Annotated in this window: 16 protein-coding genes and 1 tRNA gene; 3 read left to right on the top strand and 14 right to left on the bottom strand. The window is 51.9% G+C overall.

The features are described from left to right. Position 1: 1 nt before the first annotated feature. From F4Y64_05480 to F4Y64_05435, 10 genes are all read right to left on the bottom strand, one after another. The gene (locus tag F4Y64_05480; GenBank protein MXX97049.1) at positions 2 to 1,318 is read right to left on the bottom strand and encodes an NADH-quinone oxidoreductase subunit D; all 1,317 of its coding nucleotides are present in this window, start codon (positions 1,316 to 1,318) and stop codon (positions 2 to 4) included. Continuing rightward, the gene (locus F4Y64_05475) at positions 1,319 to 1,969 is read right to left on the bottom strand and encodes an NADH-quinone oxidoreductase subunit C (GenBank protein MXX97048.1); all 651 of its coding nucleotides are present in this window, start codon (positions 1,967 to 1,969) and stop codon (positions 1,319 to 1,321) included. Further along, positions 1,962 to 2,534: an NADH-quinone oxidoreductase subunit B gene (locus F4Y64_05470; protein ID MXX97047.1), complete on the bottom strand. Its 573-nt coding sequence runs from the start codon at positions 2,532 to 2,534 to the stop codon at positions 1,962 to 1,964. Before F4Y64_05470 ends, F4Y64_05475 begins: the two co-directional genes overlap by 8 nt. A gap of 48 nt (positions 2,535 to 2,582) precedes the next feature. Beyond that, a complete protein-coding gene (locus tag F4Y64_05465; protein MXX97046.1) occupies positions 2,583 to 2,954 on the bottom strand; it encodes an NADH-quinone oxidoreductase subunit A in 372 nt (123 codons plus the stop codon). Positions 2,955 to 3,274: 320 nt separating this feature from the next. Further along, positions 3,275 to 6,136, bottom strand: a complete 2,862-nt coding sequence (locus F4Y64_05460) for a TonB-dependent receptor (GenBank protein MXX97045.1) — start codon at positions 6,134 to 6,136, stop codon at positions 3,275 to 3,277. A 105-nt stretch (positions 6,137 to 6,241) separates the two neighbouring features. After that, positions 6,242 to 9,028, bottom strand: coding sequence for a TonB-dependent receptor (locus F4Y64_05455; protein ID MXX97044.1), 2,787 nt, complete (start codon positions 9,026 to 9,028; stop codon positions 6,242 to 6,244). 80 nt (positions 9,029 to 9,108) lie between these two features. After that, positions 9,109 to 10,416: an adenylosuccinate lyase gene (gene purB / locus F4Y64_05450; protein ID MXX97043.1), complete on the bottom strand. Its 1,308-nt coding sequence runs from the start codon at positions 10,414 to 10,416 to the stop codon at positions 9,109 to 9,111. Positions 10,417 to 10,543: 127 nt separating this feature from the next. Then, positions 10,544 to 11,155, bottom strand: coding sequence for a sigma-70 family RNA polymerase sigma factor (locus tag F4Y64_05445; protein ID MXX97042.1), 612 nt, complete (start codon positions 11,153 to 11,155; stop codon positions 10,544 to 10,546). Positions 11,156 to 11,199: 44 nt separating this feature from the next. Beyond that, positions 11,200 to 11,670, bottom strand: coding sequence for an Lrp/AsnC family transcriptional regulator (locus F4Y64_05440; protein MXX97041.1), 471 nt, complete (start codon positions 11,668 to 11,670; stop codon positions 11,200 to 11,202). Position 11,671: 1 nt separating this feature from the next. Beyond that, positions 11,672 to 12,475 carry a cyclase family protein gene (locus tag F4Y64_05435; GenBank protein MXX97040.1) on the bottom strand — a complete coding sequence of 268 codons (804 nt, stop codon included), beginning with the start codon at positions 12,473 to 12,475 and terminating at the stop codon, positions 11,672 to 11,674. A gap of 79 nt (positions 12,476 to 12,554) precedes the next feature. Between F4Y64_05435 and F4Y64_05430 the strand changes: the two genes are divergently transcribed. Further along, a tRNA-Ile gene (locus tag F4Y64_05430) sits at positions 12,555 to 12,628 on the top strand. A gap of 6 nt (positions 12,629 to 12,634) precedes the next feature. On the opposite strand, the gene feoB is transcribed toward F4Y64_05430, so the two are convergent. Genes feoB through F4Y64_05415 form a run of 3 tightly spaced genes read right to left on the bottom strand, consistent with a single transcriptional unit; the run spans position 12,635 to position 15,381 of the window. After that, positions 12,635 to 14,929 carry a ferrous iron transport protein B gene (gene feoB / locus F4Y64_05425; protein ID MXX97039.1) on the bottom strand — a complete coding sequence of 765 codons (2,295 nt, stop codon included), beginning with the start codon at positions 14,927 to 14,929 and terminating at the stop codon, positions 12,635 to 12,637. A 3-nt stretch (positions 14,930 to 14,932) separates the two neighbouring features. Continuing rightward, positions 14,933 to 15,160, bottom strand: a complete 228-nt coding sequence (locus tag F4Y64_05420) for a ferrous iron transport protein A (protein MXX97038.1) — start codon at positions 15,158 to 15,160, stop codon at positions 14,933 to 14,935. Beyond that, the gene (locus tag F4Y64_05415) at positions 15,157 to 15,381 is read right to left on the bottom strand and encodes a ferrous iron transport protein A (protein ID MXX97037.1); all 225 of its coding nucleotides are present in this window, start codon (positions 15,379 to 15,381) and stop codon (positions 15,157 to 15,159) included. Before F4Y64_05415 ends, F4Y64_05420 begins: the two co-directional genes overlap by 4 nt. Before the next feature lie 193 nt (positions 15,382 to 15,574). Here F4Y64_05415 and F4Y64_05410 point away from each other — a divergent pair, with 193 nt between their 5' ends. Both F4Y64_05410 and F4Y64_05405 read left to right on the top strand, forming a co-directional pair. Further along, positions 15,575 to 17,359, top strand: a complete 1,785-nt coding sequence (locus F4Y64_05410; protein ID MXX97036.1) for a proline--tRNA ligase — start codon at positions 15,575 to 15,577, stop codon at positions 17,357 to 17,359. 251 nt (positions 17,360 to 17,610) lie between these two features. Beyond that, entirely contained in the window at positions 17,611 to 18,033 is a 423-nt protein-coding gene (locus F4Y64_05405) for a hypothetical protein (GenBank protein ID MXX97035.1), read from the top strand. Between the two features lie 257 nt (positions 18,034 to 18,290). Here F4Y64_05405 and F4Y64_05400 read toward each other — a convergent pair whose 3' ends face one another. Next, complete coding sequence (locus tag F4Y64_05400) at positions 18,291 to 20,102, bottom strand: threonine--tRNA ligase (GenBank protein MXX97034.1); 1,812 nt, start codon at positions 20,100 to 20,102, stop codon at positions 18,291 to 18,293. Between the last annotated feature and the right edge of the window lie 34 nt (positions 20,103 to 20,136).

Below are 20,136 nucleotides of genomic sequence, written 5' to 3'. Positions count from 1 at the left end.
GCTACCTGTCCGCCTCCCCCATAACCGGATCAATTGAGCCAATCAGCACAACAATGTCGGCAACCGGGTGTCCTTCCATCATTGATTCCAAACCCTGCAAATTGGTAAAGGACGGTGCATTCAAACGCGCACGCCATGGGCATCCGGTTCCATCACTTTCAAGATAAAACCCCAATTCGCCTTTCGGTGATTCAATTGCATGATAAGCCACGGCTCCTTTGGGGGGTGTAACCCCGGTCTCCGTGTACATGAAATCATGTATCATCCCCTCCATGGAGTAATACACCTCATCCTTGGACGGGTACGCTTTTTTTGCATCATCCGTCCGGATTGGCCCTTCCGGCAACCGATCCAGACACTGGTTGATGATCTTGATACTCTCAAGCATCTCTTCCATGCGAATATGATAGCGAGCTAAACAATCCCCCTCTTCCCGGAGCGGGATCGTAAAATCAACCTCGTCATATTTCAGATAGGGTTCAAATATTCGGATGTCGTAGGGTACTCCACTGCCACGCAGATTCGGACCAGTGAGCCCGAGTTCAATTGCTTCCTCTTTGTTGATCACACCAACATCCTTATTTCGATCAATCCAGATGCGGTTACGGTTAAGAAGTTTCTGCCAACCTTTGATAATTTCTTCGTAGCTGGTTGCAAAATCTTTGATCATTGTAATGGCAGTTGGACTTAGGTCCGTTGCCAATCCACCGATACGGCTGTGAGACACTGTAAAGCGCGCACCGGACACTTCATCAAAGATATTGTAGAGATCCTCTCGTCCCTGGAAAGTCCACAGAAAAACACTGACGGCCCCTGCATCCATCAACCCAACTCCCAACCACAACAGGTGCGAGGAAATACGGGCCAATTCACACATGATCATCCGGATCCATTGCGCACGGTCAGGGACTTCAATGTTGGCAAGTTTTTCCACTGCCATACACCAGGCCACGTTATTTGCATAGGGAGAGAGGTAATCCATGCGGTCTGTGTAGGGCATGAACTCCTGATAGGTCTTGCTCTCTGCAAGTTTTTCGATCCCCCGGTGTAAGTACCCAATGTCCAATACACACTTCTCAATCCGCTCGCCATCGAGTTTCACGACGCATCGGAGTACACCATGAGTAGCCGGATGCTGTGGTCCGATATTGAGGGTCATCTCATGCTCAAGTGCATCCTCTACGCGCGAAACTTCGATCCCCCGCTTTGTGCTCAGCCACGCATCTTTACTCTCAAGTCGCTTGAGCAAGGTCTCGTTGTGCCTGGGCCAGAACGAGAAGATTGCCTCCCGGTCATGATAAGGGGTTGCCACTGACATTTACTCTCCCTCGGGCTCTTGATAACTCTTGGCGGGACTGCCACTGTGGGCAGCCGCAAAGGGATCCATGGTCAACTCCCCTTCAGGGGTCCGTGGAGGAAGTGGCAGGGATCCCGGAATCCCAAGAAGTGGAAATTCCTTACGCTGAGGATGATACTCAAAATCTTCCGGCATATACATTCGCCGAAGATCGGGATGTCCCTCAAAGCGAATCCCCAACATATCATAGCACTCTCGCTCGTTCCAATCTGCTGCCTTGAAGAGACCGATTAACGACGGAACAACCGCATCCTCTTCGTCAACCAGCACCTTGAGTCGAAGGCGTTTATTGGTCTCGAGGTTAACCATGCAGTAGTACACCTCATAGCGGGGTGCATCCTCACGAAAACGATCGACCCCGGCCAGATCTGCCAAATAGACGAAGCCCAGTGATTCCTTCAATGCAGTGCAAATCTGCAATAGGGAATCTCGCTTCACAAACGCCGTATATTCACCCGCATATACGGATACCTCCGTAATTGACCCGGGGAACTGCTTCTTGAGCGTCTCAATCGTGTCTGCCACGTTGGTAGACGCTTTCTCGTGCACATTTTTTTCGTCTGCACGCGCCTCGTCAACGGGGGTAAAATGAAACGGAAGTGTCTCAGGCATCAGCTAGGCTTGACGCATTCAAGGCTACCTTGCGGCCATCTTCAGTCAAGATTCCCGGCTTGCCTGATTGCGCCGCTGACTCTTTCGGTCCACTCGCATAGTCCTGAGTCACCGAGTATTCATTGCGGATTTTCTCCTGAATATCCATCAACGCATGAATGACCGCTTCCGGTCTGGGAGGACAACCGGGGATGTACACGTCAACCGGCATAAAATTGTCGATCCCCTGGACAACCCCGTAACAACGATGCATGCCCCCGCTGGATGCACATGCTCCCATTGCAATGCACCATTTTGGGTCGGCCATCTGATCCCAGACACGCCGTATGGCATGTGCCATCTTGTAACTGCACCATCCCGCGACGATCATCAGATCAGCCTGACGGGGAGAAAACCGCATTGCCTCGCTGCCAAACCTCCCAACATCGTACTTGGGACCCCCAAATGCCATCATCTCGATGGCACAGCACGCAAGGCCCATCGGCATCGGCATCAGCGAATTGGACCGTGCCCAGTTGACCACAGCATCAACCGTAGTCGTTAAGTATCCAGTCGTTGAATCCATTGCATAAAAGCTTGATTGATTTTATGAAAATCTGTGCGCTCTGTTTCGCTAATCGAACTCGAGTCCCCCCTTTTTAATGTCATACAATAGCCCAACTGCAAGAATGATGACAAATATCGTAACGGCTGCGAGTACCCCCATCCCAATCCCTGCTTCCAGGAAGTGTCGATGGCTGACCGCCCATGGATACAGAAAGACGACTTCTACATCAAAAACAATAAAGATCATCGCGACCAGATAGAACTTTACAGAAAACCGCTGATGCGCCGTCCCAATGGGATCCATCCCACTCTCATAGGCGCCGACCTTTACCCGATTCGGTCTTCGCGGACCAAGGAGTCGCTGAGCAAGAAGCAACGTCAGGGCAAGGCCTGTGGCCAGCCCCAACATAATCAACAGTGCAGTGAATTCAGCACTCATATCAAATCGTTGGTTTCCTACTATAGACCATAAAAACTGTGTTATTCACGAAGATACACATTGCTGCACTCATCTCAACTGCTGAGGGATAGAACCTGGAATCACAAATGATCTATACTATCGACTCCGTACTCTGCTACTACGGGCTGCCGCGCGACTACTCCGCCAGAAAAATGCAGACCACTGAAGTAAACCGCGGCGGCAAACCCATTTTTCTGGTCACGTTACGCCCAGACCCCTCCTCCACGAATCCATGGCCGTGAAGTTATACGCAGTAAGGAGAATTGGGGATTATATATTCGACTGCTAACCCCCAAATTTTACCTCCAGTCCGCGGTATAGGTCAAACGTGCGCTTGCAAGACGACCCAACCTAGGTGCACCGACAAACTCCCGGTGATCGCTGTTGGCCGCATTGTTGATGCCAAGGTCTACCCGAAGTGTCGGATTGATTTCATAACCAGCACCTAAATCCACAACAAAATAGGATGGTACGTCACCGTCATAGGGCCCCGAAAGCATCCGAAATCCCTTTATGTAACGACCGGATGCATTCACACTGAACCCACTTCGGTGCTCGTACTGCCCACCAAACTTAAACTTCAAACTTGGCGCGTTCAGTGCAAGCACTTGGTCCTCATGGTCCTCATTCAATTCCGTATGATCAAAGAAGTCGTCACTCACCCAGGACAGATTTCCGAACAGGGAGAGTGCACGGGTAGCAAGCACCTGCAAAGATACATCCGCGCCATAGTACTGGATATTTCCAAAATTAGGATAGGCCAGCATGATCTCTGGTACTTGACCGACACCCGGATTATTCTCTCTGGGTTGCACGATTGCGATCGGTGTTGATGGATTTGGCAACTGGCTGCCCGCGACATCTACCAATAGTTGCGCAGCCTGCTCCGCGGTCAGACCGAAGAGCCCGAGTGCACCGGCCAGTGTGGAATTATTCGCAATTCCCGTTGAAATATCCCGAACAAGATCCTGAGCAAGGGTCGGAACCAAAACCAGTGGCGTACGCACTTGGAGAGAGCCTATGAAATTTTTCTTTGTCGCATAGTAGACATCCGCAGCAAACAATACCTTTTCACCAATAATTCCCTTGTAGCCCACCTCAAACGCCTGAGATATCGTCTGTTGGAGGGGATCAACATCCTCCAGATCCGTTAATCCAAAATCTATACTAAGCGTGCTGAGATTCAATGCCCCTAGAACCCCTGGACTGAACCCCTCTACCACCGTTGACGTGGGGCTGAAAGCGTCCTTCAGCGCTGAAACCAGTTGTATAGGTACATTCAGACCGGCATTGGCGAGCATCTGGGCTAGGTCTTCATCGGGGATTGCAACTAGTCCCTGGTACATCAGCCCGTAGACTACTCCGGTACTGATCCCCACCGGAGTTGGAGCTCCCTCCGCCCCTGGCAATAGACTTGACGCAACAAGATCCGTTGAGGCACCTAACGCCAGATAGTCTGGATTCCGCTCATAGGTAAAGCCAGTGGCCGCACCTCGTCCGCGTACTTTTAAATTACCCGGCAGCACTGCAGCGACTATATCCAACCAGTTGTTGGTCGCCGAGGGGGACGAGAAACTGCGGTTATAGGTTGCGCGGAAGCTTGAGTTTGGAGTGGGCTTCACCACCAGTCCAACACGCGGGGAGGCCTGGACTTTGTCGACAACGTCATTATAGTCCCCACGCAATGCCAGTGTCAATTCGACACGATTGGTGATTGTTGTCGTCGACTGCGCATACACCCCATATTCATCAATGTTATCATTATCCTCGTTGCGTCCCAAGACGGTCCCTTTTGTATCTGGGCGGGTCAACTCAAAATCCACTCCCACGATCAATGACTGACGGGCACCAAATTGCATATCGTACTGGGCCTGCATCACATACTCGCGAGAATGTTCGGTGACTGGCTCTCCCCCATACACATAGGAATCACCAGAATCATTGACGTTGACGAAAAATTGCGCGAAAAAGTTTTCGCTGGATAGCCGTGCCTGGGCGAACGAATACCGATAGTTATCCCCTTGAATCGTGCCGATCCCACTTAACATCGCCCCCTTGAGTACACCGATTCCACCGTTCAAGGACAACGTTGTCCCGGTTCCCAAGCGGAATGACAGATCCCCCGCAACGGTGTACTTGTTGACCTCTGTGTCTCGCTCACCGTCCACGAAAAGCTGTACTGCATCGTCTGGATCAGGACACTGATCAAATTTGCTCGCTTCGAGAAGCGAAGGATCACAGCTCTGAAGAGCAAAATCCTCCGCAGTCGCATACGAACCGGTTACTTTGACACCAATGCGGTCAGTCAGCACTCTCGCAACCCGAGCTTGTACATTCATCTGAGATTGTTCTCCTCCACTGACCGAAACCGTAGCCCCTGGATGTGTAAAGGCATCCTTGGTGATGTAATGAATGACTCCTGCATCCACGCCCGCACCATAGAGCGCAGATCCCGGACCTCGCACAACTTCCACCCGATCCAGATCTACTGAAATGTTGGGCATCAGGGTATGCAGGTTTACTCCAATAGCAGGTGAGCCGGCATCACGATAGTCCGTCAAAACCAACGTGGCTCCGGAAAATACATTGCTGAAACCTCGCAGAACTACTTCATTCCGATCTATTCCGGTTTGGGCCATATCAAGTCCTGTGACAGCACGCAGAGACATAACTGTCGAAGGGACAACCGCGCGCGCGAGGTCCTGGGCCAAAATCACGTCAATGGATGCGGGCGCGTCCAATACCTTCTCCTGCCGTCGGCCAGCGGTAACCTGTATCTGTTCCAGATCCACTCCACTCACCAGACCTACATCAAGAGTCTGTGTTTCTACCCCGGAGAGATTGACTTCGATTTCAACGGACCTGTATCCCGTATAGGATATCCGAATGACGCCGGCTCCTTCCGGCAATCCCTCAAGTGTATACTGCCCGGATTCATCGGTAGCTGTCCCTTGTCCAGAGCCAACATGAACCACATTCGCCCCGAATAGTGGGAGGCTAGTCTCCGCATCTGTAACGACGCCGGTCACCGAGGCCGATTGAGCATAAACCCAACTGGGAGATACAAAAAACAGCAGAAATAAAACGATCCCAAAGATTTTTCTTGTAGTGCACATTGTTCTAGATTTTGTGAATGTTTGACACGACACGCTCAACCGCATGGTCTGGAATCAGCCTCAACACTATCCTTCTGTAACTCTCCCATTGTTGCGCCTCGAATCCATCCTTTTCTAATTTAACACATAGAACTATAGATTGCCCACTCTTCAACTTCCACGATCCGTTGTGTAGGTGAGTCGGAAAGACGCAACACGACCGAGCCTGGGAGCACCTACAAACTCACGGTGATTGCTGTTGAAAAGATTATTGATCCCCAGGTCTGCGCGAATTCCAGCCTTATAGATCGAATATCCCACACCAACATCAACAATTGTATAGCTCTCAACTTCCCCTATATACTGCCCTGCTATGACAGGAAAACCCTTCATGAACCGCCCGGATGCAGTCAGCGATAAGCCGTTCCTGCGCTGGTATTGCCCACCAACCTTGAATTTGAAGCCGGGAGCGTTGAGTGCCAGCTCCAAATCCTCGGATCCTTCGCCCAGCTCCGTGTGATCAAAATAATCGTCACTAATCCAGGATGCATTCCCGAAAAACATCAGTTTATCACTGGCAAGGATCCGAGCTGAAATATCCATGCCGAAGTACTGAATGCTTCCAAAGATCGGATAGGTCAACATAAGCTCTGGAAAATGCCCCACCCCCATGTTATTCTCGTTTGTCTGTACGATCGCGATGGGAGTTTCACTGTCGGGAAGATCATCCCCGGCGACATTGACCAATATTTCTGCACCTTCTTGGGGAGTTAAGCCCAGTAACCCCAGTACATTTACGATGTCTTCGTTTGCTGCGAACCCAGCCGAAATATCCCGGATGAGATCCTGTTGCAGATTCGGGACAAGCACAAACGGAGTCTTGGCCTGGAGTGGACCGATAAAATTTTCCCGCTTCGCAAAATACCCATCCACCGTGAACAAGAGCTTATCGCGAACGATTCCTTTGTATCCGACCTCCCATGACTGGGTCATTGCAGGTTTAATCGGCCCCAAATCCGGGAGGTTATTCAATTCAGGATCAGTTACGAGCTCTAGTGTACTGAGATTGGGTAATGCCAAAGTTCCAGGACTGAATCCCTGAACCGGGGTAACTTCAGGTCTTAGTCCCTGCTTCAAAAGAGAGATCAATGAGGCGGGAATATTTACCCCTGCATCCGCCAGCATCATGGCCAAGTCAGCGTCCGGGATTGCTACTAATCCCTCGTAAATCAGTCCGTACATCACACCGGTATCAATTCCAACGGGAGTTGGCACGCCTTCCATACCAGGAAGCATGCTAGAAGCGACAAGCGCCGTTGGAGCTCCGAGCGTCAAATAGTCCGGGTTCCGGGAATAGGTGAAGCCGCTTTCTCCACCGCGTGCCCGCACATTGAGATCTCCAAGGGAAGCAGCAACTATATTGAGGAAGTAGTCGGTGGCAAGCGGCGAGGAAAAGCTGCGGTTGTATGTTGCACGCAGACTTGACGATGGTGTCGGTTTTAGAACAAGTGCAACCCGGGGAGATGCCTGAATGTCCGTCACTACGTTGTTGTAGTCTCCCCGAAGTGCGAGCGTCAATTCTAGTCGGTCCGAAATCTTTGTGGTTGACTGTACATATGCGCCGAATTTGTCCACATGCTCCAGCGTCACGTCAACGCCTGCGATCAATTCCTGCCGAGAGCCAATCGCCTGCCTGTACTGACCCTGCAGTACATACTCTTCCGAAACTTCTGTAATGAGATCTCCCCCGTATATGTATGAATCACGCGAATCGATTGCATTCACATAAGCCTGCGCGAAGAATGGTCCGCTGGCCAATCGAAGCTGAGCATAGCCGGTGATCAATCCTTTGGCCTGAACGGTGCCAATACTGCTGAGCATAGTCCCATCAAGGTTGGCAATACCCCCATTGACTGAAAGTGTGGTTTGACCACTCATGCGCCAATCCACGCTGCCCGACAATACCAGCTTACGCTGCCGGATCTCGCGTTCACCGTCTACGAACAGCTGCACTGCATCCTCTGGATCGGGGCACTCACTGAACCGCTCTGCTTCGAGAAGTAAGGGATCACAGTCCTGAAGAGCAAAATCATCTGCCGTTGCATAGTTGCCAATCAATTTTACGCCAAGATTTTTTCCCAAGACGGTTGCGATGCGGCCCTGGACATTGAACATGGATCGCTGTCCCCCACTTACCGAAACCGTGGTTCCAGGATAACTGAACGCATCTTTAGAGATATAATGGATGACCCCGGTATCTCCACCAGGACCGTAAAGTGCAGATCCTGGCCCACGTACAACTTCGATCCGTTCCGTGTCAATAGCCAGGCTTGGCATAATATTGTGCAGGTTGACCCCAACCGATGCCGCACCGGCTTTCCTGTAATCGGTCAGTACGTGAGTGGTCCGCGAAAAGACATTATTGAATCCCCGGAGCACGATTTCATAGCGATCTACTCCGGTTTGTACCATATCCACCCCCGTCACATTCCGCAGCGATTGCGCCATCGTCGGAGCAACGTCCAGTTGAAACTCCCGTGGAATGATCACATCAATGGATGCAGGCGCATCCAGTGCTTTCTCGTTCCGGCGCCCGGCCGTCACCTGAACCGGATCGAAATCCGTTCCCGGCACCAAAGCAACATTCCATATATAATTCTCACCCGCAGTCAAGGTGATCTGAGATTCCTGGGCCGCATAGCCAACAAAACTGACACGCAGCGTATAGACTCCGGGAGCAAGATTACGGATCTCAAAGACTCCCTCTGTGTCCGTCGCACGTCCAATCGCCGTCCCCGTGATGAACACATTCGCACCGATCAGCGGCAGGCCTGTTTCTGAATCAGTGACCTTGCCGGTAACCGCCCCCGTCTGTGCAAAAACAGGCTCAGCAAGTACGCAGACGACCACACTCACCAGCAGGGTACGCATCGCTCGATCGGCTATTCCGCACAACATGACTCAAACCGTGGTTTTAACTCCTTGCAAAAAAAAACCTTCAGGCAATATATCATGCCCTTCGATTTTTTTGTGATGAATCAAGGGTTAGAGCTTGTAATTCCTACGCGTGAGAAAAGTAAATCCACCTGTTTCGTATGGTGGGCTGCATTGAAGAGATCTCGAACCTCTTTCGTGGAGGTATGGGACATGACCTCCGCAGAAGCCAGGACCAACGACTCAAATGGCTTCCCTTCCTTCCAACTTTGCATTGCAAGGGGCTGAACTAGGTCATATGCTTCTTCGCGCGTCAGCCCGTGGTCAATCAGGTGCAGCATCAATCGCTGGCTGTTATACAAACCGTAGGTTGCATCCAGGTTCTTCTGCATGCGATCAGGGTAGACAACCAAGTTTTGAAGAATACGTGTCAATCTCAGCAGAGCATAATGTACGACCGTAGTTGCATCGGGGAGAATCACACGTTCCACACTGGAGTGTGAAATATCTCTCTCATGCCACAAGGCTACATTTTCCATTGCTGCCACCATATAGCCGCGCAGTAACCGCGCGCAACCCGTGATATTTTCGCTACCAATGGGATTGCGTTTATGCGGCATGGCACTGGAACCTTTCTGCCCTTTCCCAAACGCTTCCTCGACCTCTCTGACTTCGCTGCGCTGCAAGTGCCGAATTTCCACAGCAATCTTTTCAAGGCTGGCCCCTATGAGTGCCAGTACGCTCACGTAATTTGCATGGCGATCCCGCTGGATTACCTGCGTAGCAATTGGCTCTGGTTCAAGGCCGAGGAGTTCACAGGTGATTCGTTCGACCTCCGGTGGCGTATGAGCAAACGTTCCGACGGCTCCAGACAATTTCCCTGTTCGAACCTCCTCAGCAGCCGCTTTGAACCGTGCAAGGTTTCGGCCCATCTCTGCATAATAGAGCGCAAGCTTCAGCCCAAAGGTGGTCGGTTCTGCATGCACTCCATGGGTCCTGCCCATCATTAGAGTATCACGGTGCTCAAGGGCCCGGTCATGCAAGACCTTGAGTAGGGCCTCAAGGGCTTCTCCAATGTATTGATTCGCTTCTGCAAGCCGTACGGACCAGGCCGTATCTACAACATCGGATGAGGTAAGGCCATAATGGACCCACTTCTTTTCCGGTCCAAGTCCCTCGCTGACCGCACGCGTAAACGCAACCACATCATGCCGCGTAGATTCTTCTATCTCGTGAATCCGCTGCAGGTCAAAGGATGCGTTTTCCCGAAGGGTTTGAACTTCATCTTCGGGAATGACTCCGATCCTGGACCACGCCTCGCAAACTGCCAACTCTACCTGAAGCCACACCTCAAACTGGCGCTGCTCACTCCAGAGTTTCTGCATAACCGAATGGGTGTATCGCTGAATCATACGCTTCTTAATCTGTAATTTCTTGAATATACAATTGAGGGGGTTGGATCACTGCAGATTCGGTTATCCATGCACAGTCTTGTGCGGTCCTGTGCCTGAACATTTCGGATCCCGATGGTCTCAGCTCTCACAGCGAATCACGCTTATCCCGCAGGCGTGTGTATAATAGTCTCCGGGCCCGGAAAATATGCGCCTTGACGGTTCCGAGTGGGAGATCCAGTTCCTGAGCAATTTCTTCGTAGGATTTTTCCTGCTGGTGCCGCATTACGATTACCCGGTGATACTTGGGAGGCAGCGAATCAATCGCTTCCTGAATGATATTCGTACGCTGTCCACCCTCAATTTTACGGTCCGGCCGGTACGTGGTATCGGGGACTTGCTGACGGACCTCACCCTCTTTGGTCTGCGTTGGCTTGTCCAACGAGATCGTCGCCAGCCTTCGCTTGCGCTTATAATCAATCGCATGATTGGACGCAATCTTGTAGAGCCAGGTTGAAAACGCGTAACTGGTGGAGTACGTATCCAAAGCATTGAATGCCTTCATGAACGCCTCCTGAACCAAATCTTCAATCCCTTTTGTCTCCCCAATCGTACGCTTAATGTGCAGGGACAGCCCTTTCTGGTATTTTTGAACGAGCAGTGCGTACGCGCGCTGATCCCCTTCCAGTGCGCGGGAAACCAGCTCACGATCCTTCTGACTGGACGCTGACCATCCGGTCTTCGTCTGATCTTCAGGCATTCGGTTCATCCGCTCATGTGCGACGATACTAGTTGTCGAGCGAGCTAGTTATCTGGGGATACAGGCAATTCACGCGTCTCCTTGTAGGTGCTCAGAACAATGCTGGTTCTCGTGCCCGTTACCCCTGGCCAGGATTGAATACTGCCAAGCAATCGCTCCAACGAGGTCGTATCATGCGATCTAACCTTCAGAATGTGAGAGCCTTCTCCCGTGATCGAATGCGCTTCAAGTACTTCGTTGCAACCACAAACATGCTCAATGAGGGTGGCATAATTACTTGACGTATCCACTGCAACGCGAATAAAGGCAGTAATATCAAACCCCATCTCCTTCGGATCCACGGTTGCATGATAGCCTGTCAGGAATCCGTTTGCCTCAAGCTTTCGCATGCGATCGCTTACACTGGTCATACTTAACCCGACGCGTGCGGCGATGTCGACCCGCTTCATCCTCCCCGAGGCCTGCAGGAGGTTCAGAATGCGGGCATCAATTTTGTCAATTTTCTTGCTTACCATTTTAGTTGTGCATCATAGCTATGATTCGGACTGGACCACCACTGCCACCCTTGATCTTCATGGGTAAAGCAATAATCGTAAACCCCTTGGGAGGCAATTTATCTAGGTTTGCCAGATTTTCAAATCCAATAATGTTGCCCTGAAAGAGCTCCTGATGACTTTCGTAAGTGTCTGACTGGCCATAATCAAGGCTGGCCGTATCAATTCCGACAGCATCCACACTACGTTCATCCCGTAGCCACCGTGCCGCATCTGCCCCGATACCTGGAAAATCAAGGTGTGGTAGCGCTTCCGGTCCCAACAAATCAGTGCCCATATACTTGACGGGGTCGGGCCAGTACTCGCCAAAGCCAGTTCGAAATAACACCATTGCCCCATCCGGCAGCCTCCCATGTTCGGTTTCCCACGATTCCAGATCAACAACACCGATTTGATAATCCCGATTCTCGGCCACCTGATCACTCACATCCACTACAACCCCTGGTCCGATAAGGTTTTCCAGGGGGATTTCGTGGGCGGACCACTTCCCCTCCGCAAAGTGAATCGGAGCATCCATATGGGTACCGGTATGTTCTGCCATTTCAAACGAGTTTGCCTCGTAGTAGTAACCGGGCTCCTGCCATCCTTTGACAGTCTCATGGAGCTTAAATCCCTGGACGGTTGGCCAATGGATTGTGGTCGAATCGAAGCTATGCGAGAGATCTATCATCACATCAGGAGCGGGATCAGGGGCATCCTGTGATCTCGACGCGCTGCAGATCATCCCTGAAAGCAAGAGGATGGATACGAGCGTGAGATTTTTCATTTTATCAACGTAAAACGGTGACAGAATCAACTCTAGTATACGTCTTCCCAACGCGATAAGCCTTAATTTGGTTCATATTGGGCCCATAGCTCAGTCGGTTAGAGCAGCGGACTCATAATCCGTCGGTCGGGGGTTCAAGTCCCTCTGGGCCCACATCCACTAGGACAGGCCAAGCAATTGTCCTCCCTGGTACACCAGGAGGGAAGCTATGTACGCAAGTGCTGTCATGTAAAGCCACATGACCAGGGGCCATCGCCAGGTATTGGTCTCCCGGCGTGCAATCGCCAGCGTACTCATGCACTGGAGCGCGAACACAAAAAATACAAGCAGGCTGACCGCCACCAATGGCGTAAATACAGGGCGTCCATCTGGATAGCGGTCGGCTTTCAGCGCATCCCGCAGCGCCACTCCCTCTTCCGCATCCGCAACACTATAAATGATGCCGAGTGTAGAGATGATCACTTCACGTGCGGCGAAAGCGCTCACCAGACCCGCACTAATCTTCCAGTCGAACCCCAGGGGCTGCATCACAGGTTCAAGAATCCGTCCCAGATATCCAACAGCACTCCCTCGGATTTGAGCCGACTGTTCAACAATACGGGCACTATCCAGCGCTGCAGCATACTCAAGCTCTGCCTGTTGCATGATGGACTGTATCTGTGCCATTGTAGGATCTCCGCCCTCCAGCGAACCCTCCAGAGCAGGTAAAGCCATATCTGGTGTTGGCAAAAGCGTCTCTGCTTCGGCATACCTTGCCTCGCGCTGCTGTGCTGCCTGCATCTCAACCTGCGTCCTCTCAGCGTTTGTATCAACACGCGGATAACTTGCCAGGAACCACAGAACGATGCTACAGGCCAAAATAATTTTCCCTGCACGCACCGCAAATACTTTGGAGCGCTGAATCATGCGCCAAAGTATCTGGCGCGCTCGGGGCCGCCGATAAGGAGGCAGCTCCATCACAAAGTAGCTCTCGGAGCCCTTGGTGAAGACAAACCGCTTCAGGATCGCTGCGGCCACAAACGCCATTACCGTCCCCATCATATACATTGAGAACATCGCCAGCCCCTGGTAGCCAAATATCCCCAGTGTCCCCGCAGGGATGAAGGCAGCAATGAAGAGGGTGTAGACTGGCAAGCGAGCGGAGCAGCTCATCAGGGGTGCGACCATGATCGTGATCAGACGATCCCGCTCATTATCAAGCGTTCTGGCAGCCATGATTCCCGGAATCGCACAGGCATATGAACTGAGTAGTGGCAGGACAGAGCCTCCACTCAACCCTACACGCTTCATGATTCGATCCATAATGAACGCACTGCGGGCCATATACCCTGTGTCTTCCATGAGGCCCAAGAAGAAAAAGAGAAGCAATATCTGAGGGAGGAACACTACCACATTGCCTACTCCGGTAACCACACCATCGGTCAGGAGATCTGTTGCCCAGCCAGCTGGAAGGACGGACTGGATCCCTGCCGCCAATGCTGACATTCCAGTTTCAATCAAATCCATGGCGGGCGTCGCCCACGAAAAAACGGCCTGAAAAATACCAACTAGGATGACTAGGAAGAACAGGGGGCCAAAAATTTGATGGGTTAGGACTGCATCAATCCGATCACTGAGCGTCGCTGCCCCCTTCACTCTGCGTACCGTCTTATTGACGATGGGCCCCAGCCATGCGTACCGCCCACTTACTTCCGCATGCCTCCATGCAATCCCCCGCTCGGCAAATTCTTTCCGCAGCTCTTCAATGTGGCGCACAAACCCGGGCGCGATCTGGCGCCATGTATCCAATGCTTCGTCTTCCGCCAGTGCACGCAAAATTTCCATCCTGCCGTGATCAAGCTGGACTTGCGGAGCTTCCTCAACCAGCTCCTTGGACAGAGCTGGAATCTTTGCATCCACCGCATCCATGAGCGTCCATCGATACCCCTGTGCAGGTTTGGGAGGATCCAGGATCTGCTTTTTTAGCTCATCAACTCCCTTACCCCGGGAGGCAACGAGTGGGACGACCGGGACCCCAAGCTCCGTTTCCAGCGCAGGTACATCTACAACCAACCCGTTTTCTTCCGCTGCGTCCACCATATTCAGGGCCAAGATCACTGGTATTTCTATGTCGATCACCTGGCTGACAACGTAGAGGTTGCGTTCCAGGTTACCGGCATCCACCACGCAAACCACAAGATCTGGTGCTTCGTCCCTGCGCCCTACCAAAACCTCATAGGTAATCCGTTCGTCCAGGGATCTTGGGGTAAGACTGTACGTGCCAGGGAGATCAATCACTTCAACATGTGGTGATCCTGTCAGGCTTCCTGACTTCCGCTCAACCGTGACTCCTGGAAAATTAGCGATCCGCTGATTCAGGCCGGTGAGCCGATTAAAGAGCGTGGTTTTGCCGACGTTGGGGTTACCAACTAGGGCAACGCGGATGGAAGTTGAAGAGGACACGTCAACCCCGATGACTTATGCTTCGCACTTGGATATGCGTATCTGGGCTGCCTCGGCCTTTCGGATGGAAAGATGATATCCGCGAACCTTAAGATCCATCGGATCACCAAGTGGTGCCAGACGCACGACTTGGACTTCTGAACCGGGGAGCATGCCCATCTCCATCAGGCGGTCCATGACTGCGTCGGGTTCAAACCCCAGGATCCTGCCCGATTCGCCAGGGCGTAAATCCTGAAGCGTCATGGGCTCACGGGAACTGCCAGAACGTCTGCAGCCATATCGCGGCGGAGCCCGATTCGGCAACTTTCAATACGCACGATGAGTTCGTCAGAATTTTTGAGCATCTCCACGTGAGCCCCCTCCCGTATGCCAACATCACGCAACCTGTCCTGTGCACATCCATATACAGAACAGATCTTGAGCGTGCACCCGTCACAAAAAGATGTCAGAGGAGAAGGAACCATGACTGGATTAGGAGATCTGCACAAATATACTTATTTGGATCGAATATAAATAAGTATGCGCAAATTGGTTCCGTGAATCCGGCAATTATTGGCAATCCTTCGATTTTTATTGAATTATTTACATCAAGGAGCATAAATAGGTGTCATAGACATCGCACGCCTTAACTTTGTATCAAATTATCATTATTTGATCATGCGTCTGTCGAAGTTTTTTGGCCAAACCCTGCGCGAGGCACCTTCCGAATCAGATTCAGCATCCAGTCAGATGCTTGTACGGGCCGGATATGTGCGTCAACTGGCTGCTGGCCTGTACTCCTATCTCCCCCTAGCCCATCGATCTCTGCGCAAGATTGAACAGATCCTCCGTGAAGAGATGGACGCAATCGGCGGGCAGGAGATGTGCATGCCTGTCGTGCATCCAGCCGAAATTTGGCAGGAGTCCGGGCGGTGGTATGAGATCGGAGACGAGATGGGGCGGTTTCAGGATCGTAAAGGACGGGAATTGGTCCTGGCCATGACCCATGAAGAGGTTGTGACTAACCTTTGTAAATCAGAGATCCGCTCCTACCGGCAATTACCGCAGATGGTCTACCATATACAGACAAAATTTCGGGACGAGCCGCGCGCCAGAGGAGGACTCATACGTGTACGTGAATTTGTTATGAAAGACTCCTACACGCTGGACAAAGACTTTGAGGGTCTTCAATCTCAATACGAAGCACACTACGACGCCTACCACCGCATTGGGGCAAGGCTAGGGCTTAACCTGGTCGCTGTGCAAAGTGATCCTGGGATGATGGGAGGCAAGGTGGCACATGAGTTCATGTACATCTCTCCTGTTGGTGAAGATTCTCTGGCGATTTGCGAGGAGACCGGGTATGCATCCAACCTGGATGTAGCAAGTTTTCAAAAAATTCCGGAGCCTGCCGGTGCACCCGAGCCTCTGACCCGTGTGCATACACCCGGACAATCCACCATCGCCAAAGTGGCTGACTTCTGCGGGGTTACCACGCGCCAGACTGGGAAAATGGTGTTCTACATGGGGAATTTCGGTGCAGAAGATCCTCCTCGTCTTATCGCCGCCTGTGTTCGTGGGGACATGGAAATCAACGAGCTCCAACTCCGCTACGCGGTCAAGGCACAGGCGCTCCGCCCTGCTGAGGCAGAAGAAATTATCGCGGCAGGGTGTGTGCCGGGCTACGCCTCCATGTGTGATATTGACCGCACCAAAGCACTCCTCGTGGTCGATGATCTGATTCCTGAATCAACCAATCTGATTGCCGGGGCAAATGAGCGTGACTGGCATTACACGGGTGCCAATTACGGGCGGGATTTTACCGCGGATGTCATCGCCCCGATTGCGCTGGCCTATGACGGTGCTCCCGATCCCATTGACGGAAAGCCGTTGCAGGTCGTCCGTGGCATCGAAGTTGGGAATATCTTCCAGTTGGGGACCCGCTACAGTTCCAGCATGGGAGCAACCTACACTGATGAAGATGGAGAAGGATTCCCAATCGTGATGGGATCCTATGGAATCGGGGTGGGGCGTGCGCTGGCCTGTGTTGCGGAAGAATACAGTGATGATTACGGGATGGATCTACCGATTTCGGTGGCTCCATACCACGTAATTCTAGTCTCACTGGGACGCGAAGGAGAGGTCCATGAAGCAGCCGAAACACTCTACCATGAATTGCTCGCTGCCGGGGTTGAGATACTCTACGATGATCGTGCTGTGAGCCCTGGCGTTAAGTTTGCCGACGCGGATCTTCGCGGCATCCCGTTACGATGCACGGTCAGCTCCCGCTCACTCAAGCGGGGAGGAGCAGAGTTTGGTCGCCGGCGAAGTAAAGATCTCGCGATCCTTCCCCTTAAGCAAGCCGTCGAACAGATTCAAGCAGGGATCACGGAATGCTTCAATGCACTGAACCAGCGACTGGAAGACCCCCCGACCTGGGCTTCCCGGTCCGGATCAGCCTGACCACCGGTTGGATTGCGCATGCTCGCCCCACGATAAAACTTTTGGGGATTACGTACCGGTGTACCCACAACGATTTGATCAAGTTTTAGGATTACTGTAACTTATTGCAGGGCTCGTAGGATTTTCGCTGGAAGATGGATCAAACTATATACTTGAAATTCTGGTGAGTCACGATAGACGTCTGTAGGACACTAAAAAGAAAGATGATCAAGTTTTTCCAGAACAAGCACTTCAAGAGGTTTGTAGGCTCTGTGGTTATTCCTCTGCTATTGTTTTGGAAATACTGGCGCACTTTTGATGGTCAATACACTGGAACGGACATGTTCTGGGGCGTAGCCGTTACGATAACCTTAGCGTTTGCCCTCTACCTGTATCTCCCAATCTTTAAGAAGGCCGAGCGCGGAAGCATAATATGGTTCTTGGTACAATTCACGTTTATCTGCCTTTTTATTCTTGGGTTGGTATTGATGGGAATCGGGACCCATCGGATTTTATTGATTCCCGTTGAAGAAGAGGCCTGGGGAGAGTACATCTCGTTCTTTGCATTAATGATGTTCATGATCCATATTGTCGCCAAAAGGCCGGACAGGGCGCAGGATGAACCCCGCGAAATGACACCACGCGAAATATTGCTATTCAGGGGGCCGGCTGCGTGGAATAAGGCCGACAGATAGGTAGGCCCAGATTCCTGAAGCCCAAAATCCGCGCGCTGAGGAAGTGGGGGGATTGATTCGGCTGCGGAGTAGGTGTAAAAATGCAGTGGACTAACAAGTGTCTCTGTTTCCGATCCGACAGGTACAAAGGTAATAATCCCCAACCCCTTCAGAGGTGTGCTACCTATCCTGCAACTGGTGCCCAATCAAACACTTAGAGACTGCCATCCAACTCTGGGGAACCGGATTCAGCGCAGCATACGCATCTGCAGTACACCTCAGGAGAGATCGCTGTCCATGTCAGGGAAGCGCTCTTTTCGAATTAAATCAAGAAAAGCCTCGAGTGTCATTCCACCCAGATCTTCGCCGGAGCGTGCACGCACCGAGATCGTGCTCTCTTCTGCTTCACGAGTACCAAGCACCACCATGTAGGGCACTTTCAACAGTTCTGCCTCCCGAACCTTGTACCCGATCTTCTCACTTCGGGTATCTACCGTGGTTCGCAGCCCCTCCGCCTCAAGTCTGGTTTGCACTTCTTCGGCATAGTCCGCCGTGCGATCAGAAATGGACAGAACACGAACCTGTTCTGGTGCCAGCCACAATGGAAATACACCCGCACAATGTTCAACCAAAACTCCTATAAACCGCTCCAGTGAGCCAAACGGGGCACGGTGAATCATCGCTGGTCGATGGCGTTGATCATCTGCTCCCGTATACCAAAGATCAAAACGTTCCGGCAGGTTGTAATCAAGCTGCACTGTACCCAACTGCCACCGCCGACTGAGCGCATCACGGACCATAAAGTCAACCTTCGGTCCATAAAATGCCGCTTCCCCCAGCTCCTCCCGCACATCAAGCCCCATCTCATGCACAACTTTGCGCATGGAATCCTCGGCTTCATCCCAATTCTCTTTCGAGCCGGTGTACTTCTCATGGTTCTCAGGATCACGTAGCGACAGCTGTACACTGAAATCTTTAAAATCCAGTGCACGCAGAACCCGAAGTGCAAGATCAATGGAATCCCGAATCTCCTCTTCCACTTGGTCATGCCGACAAAAAATGTGTCCATCATCCACCGTGAACCCGCGGACACGCGTCAAACCGCCAAGCTCTCCCGTCTGCTCATACCGGTAGACCTGTCCGAATTCGGCCAGCCGCACCGGTAATTCCCGGTAACTGCGTCGCTTGTGTGCATAGATCTCGATATGGTGCGGGCAGTTCATGGGTTTGAGCAGATAACCATCCATCCCATGTGAACTCATGGGCGGAAATTGACTTTCGCTGTAATAGGGATAGTGGCCACTGGTCCGGTAAAGATCAAGATGACCGATGTGCGGGGTAATTACCGGCTCATAACCACGCCGAAGCTGCTCTTCACGCAGGAAATCTACCAACGTTTTGCGAAGTGTGGCCCCTGCCGGAAGCCAAAGTGGAAGCCCTGGCCCAACCTTATCGCTGAACATAAACAGCTCCAACTTTTTCCCCAATACTCGATGATCCCGGGCACGGGCCTGCTCCAAGCGCTCCAAATACGCATCCAGTTGCGTCCGGTTTTTCCACGCCGTCCCATAAATCCGTGTGAGTTGTGTGCGCTTGGCATCCCCTCGCCAATAAGCTCCTGCAATGGACAATAGTTTAATACCATTGGGTTTGAGATACCCTGTATGCGGAATGTGAGGTCCCCGACAAAGATCAACAAAAGAGTCGTGCTGATAGATGGTTAGCCGCGTGTCTCCATTCTCGGCTGCTAGTTCCTCAATCAATTCTACCTTGTAGGGATTGTCCTCAAAGAGTTTATAGGCTTCCTCCAGCGTTACTTCGCGAACCTCAAAACGGTGACGCCCTTTGATGATTGCCCGCATCCGCTCTTCAATCCAGTTCAGGTCCTCCTCATGTGGCGGATGCTCCATTTCGAAGTCGTAGTAGAAACGATCTTCTATCGGTGGTCCGATGGTCGGCTTTGCATCCGGAAAGCGCTCCACAACGGCCTGCGCCATGATATGTGCGGCCGAATGGCGTATTTTGTAGAGAGCGGGATCGTACCCTTCTGGAATGTACGCTTCGGCGCGCTCCAAGAGCTCTTTAGCCATGCATAAAAATCAATTGTTATTGGGCAACATCGGG

It is taken from the genome of Rhodothermaceae bacterium (assembly GCA_009838195.1).
In the GTDB taxonomy this organism is placed as follows: Bacteria; Bacteroidota; Rhodothermia; order Rhodothermales; family Bin80; genus Bin80.
Note: the sequence above shows the minus strand (reverse complement) of the source record. Positions and strands in the feature narration are given on the sequence as shown.

Excerpts from the sequence above, each read along its gene's own strand:
- F4Y64_05440 (MXX97041.1), bottom strand. The coding sequence starts at position 11,670 with ATGGTAAGCAAGAAAATTGACAAAATTGATGCCCGCATTCTGAACCTC.
- F4Y64_05420 (MXX97038.1), bottom strand. The coding sequence starts at position 15,160 with ATGACGCTTCAGGATTTACGCCCTGGCGAATCGGGCAGGATCCTGGGG.
- F4Y64_05435 (MXX97040.1), bottom strand. The coding sequence starts at position 12,475 with ATGAAAAATCTCACGCTCGTATCCATCCTCTTGCTTTCAGGGATGATC.
- F4Y64_05465 (MXX97046.1), bottom strand. The coding sequence starts at position 2,954 with ATGAGTGCTGAATTCACTGCACTGTTGATTATGTTGGGGCTGGCCACA.
- F4Y64_05400 (MXX97034.1), bottom strand. The coding sequence starts at position 20,102 with ATGGCTAAAGAGCTCTTGGAGCGCGCCGAAGCGTACATTCCAGAAGGG.
- F4Y64_05470 (MXX97047.1), bottom strand. The coding sequence starts at position 2,534 with ATGGATTCAACGACTGGATACTTAACGACTACGGTTGATGCTGTGGTC.
- F4Y64_05445 (MXX97042.1), bottom strand. The coding sequence starts at position 11,155 with ATGCCTGAAGATCAGACGAAGACCGGATGGTCAGCGTCCAGTCAGAAG.
- F4Y64_05410 (MXX97036.1), top strand. The coding sequence starts at position 15,575 with ATGCGTCTGTCGAAGTTTTTTGGCCAAACCCTGCGCGAGGCACCTTCC.
- F4Y64_05480 (MXX97049.1), bottom strand. The coding sequence starts at position 1,318 with ATGTCAGTGGCAACCCCTTATCATGACCGGGAGGCAATCTTCTCGTTC.
- F4Y64_05475 (MXX97048.1), bottom strand. The coding sequence starts at position 1,969 with ATGCCTGAGACACTTCCGTTTCATTTTACCCCCGTTGACGAGGCGCGT.
- F4Y64_05415 (MXX97037.1), bottom strand. The coding sequence starts at position 15,381 with ATGGTTCCTTCTCCTCTGACATCTTTTTGTGACGGGTGCACGCTCAAG.
- purB (MXX97043.1), bottom strand. The coding sequence starts at position 10,416 with ATGATTCAGCGATACACCCATTCGGTTATGCAGAAACTCTGGAGTGAG.
- F4Y64_05460 (MXX97045.1), bottom strand. The coding sequence starts at position 6,136 with ATGCGGTTGAGCGTGTCGTGTCAAACATTCACAAAATCTAGAACAATG.
- F4Y64_05455 (MXX97044.1), bottom strand. The coding sequence starts at position 9,028 with ATGTTGTGCGGAATAGCCGATCGAGCGATGCGTACCCTGCTGGTGAGT.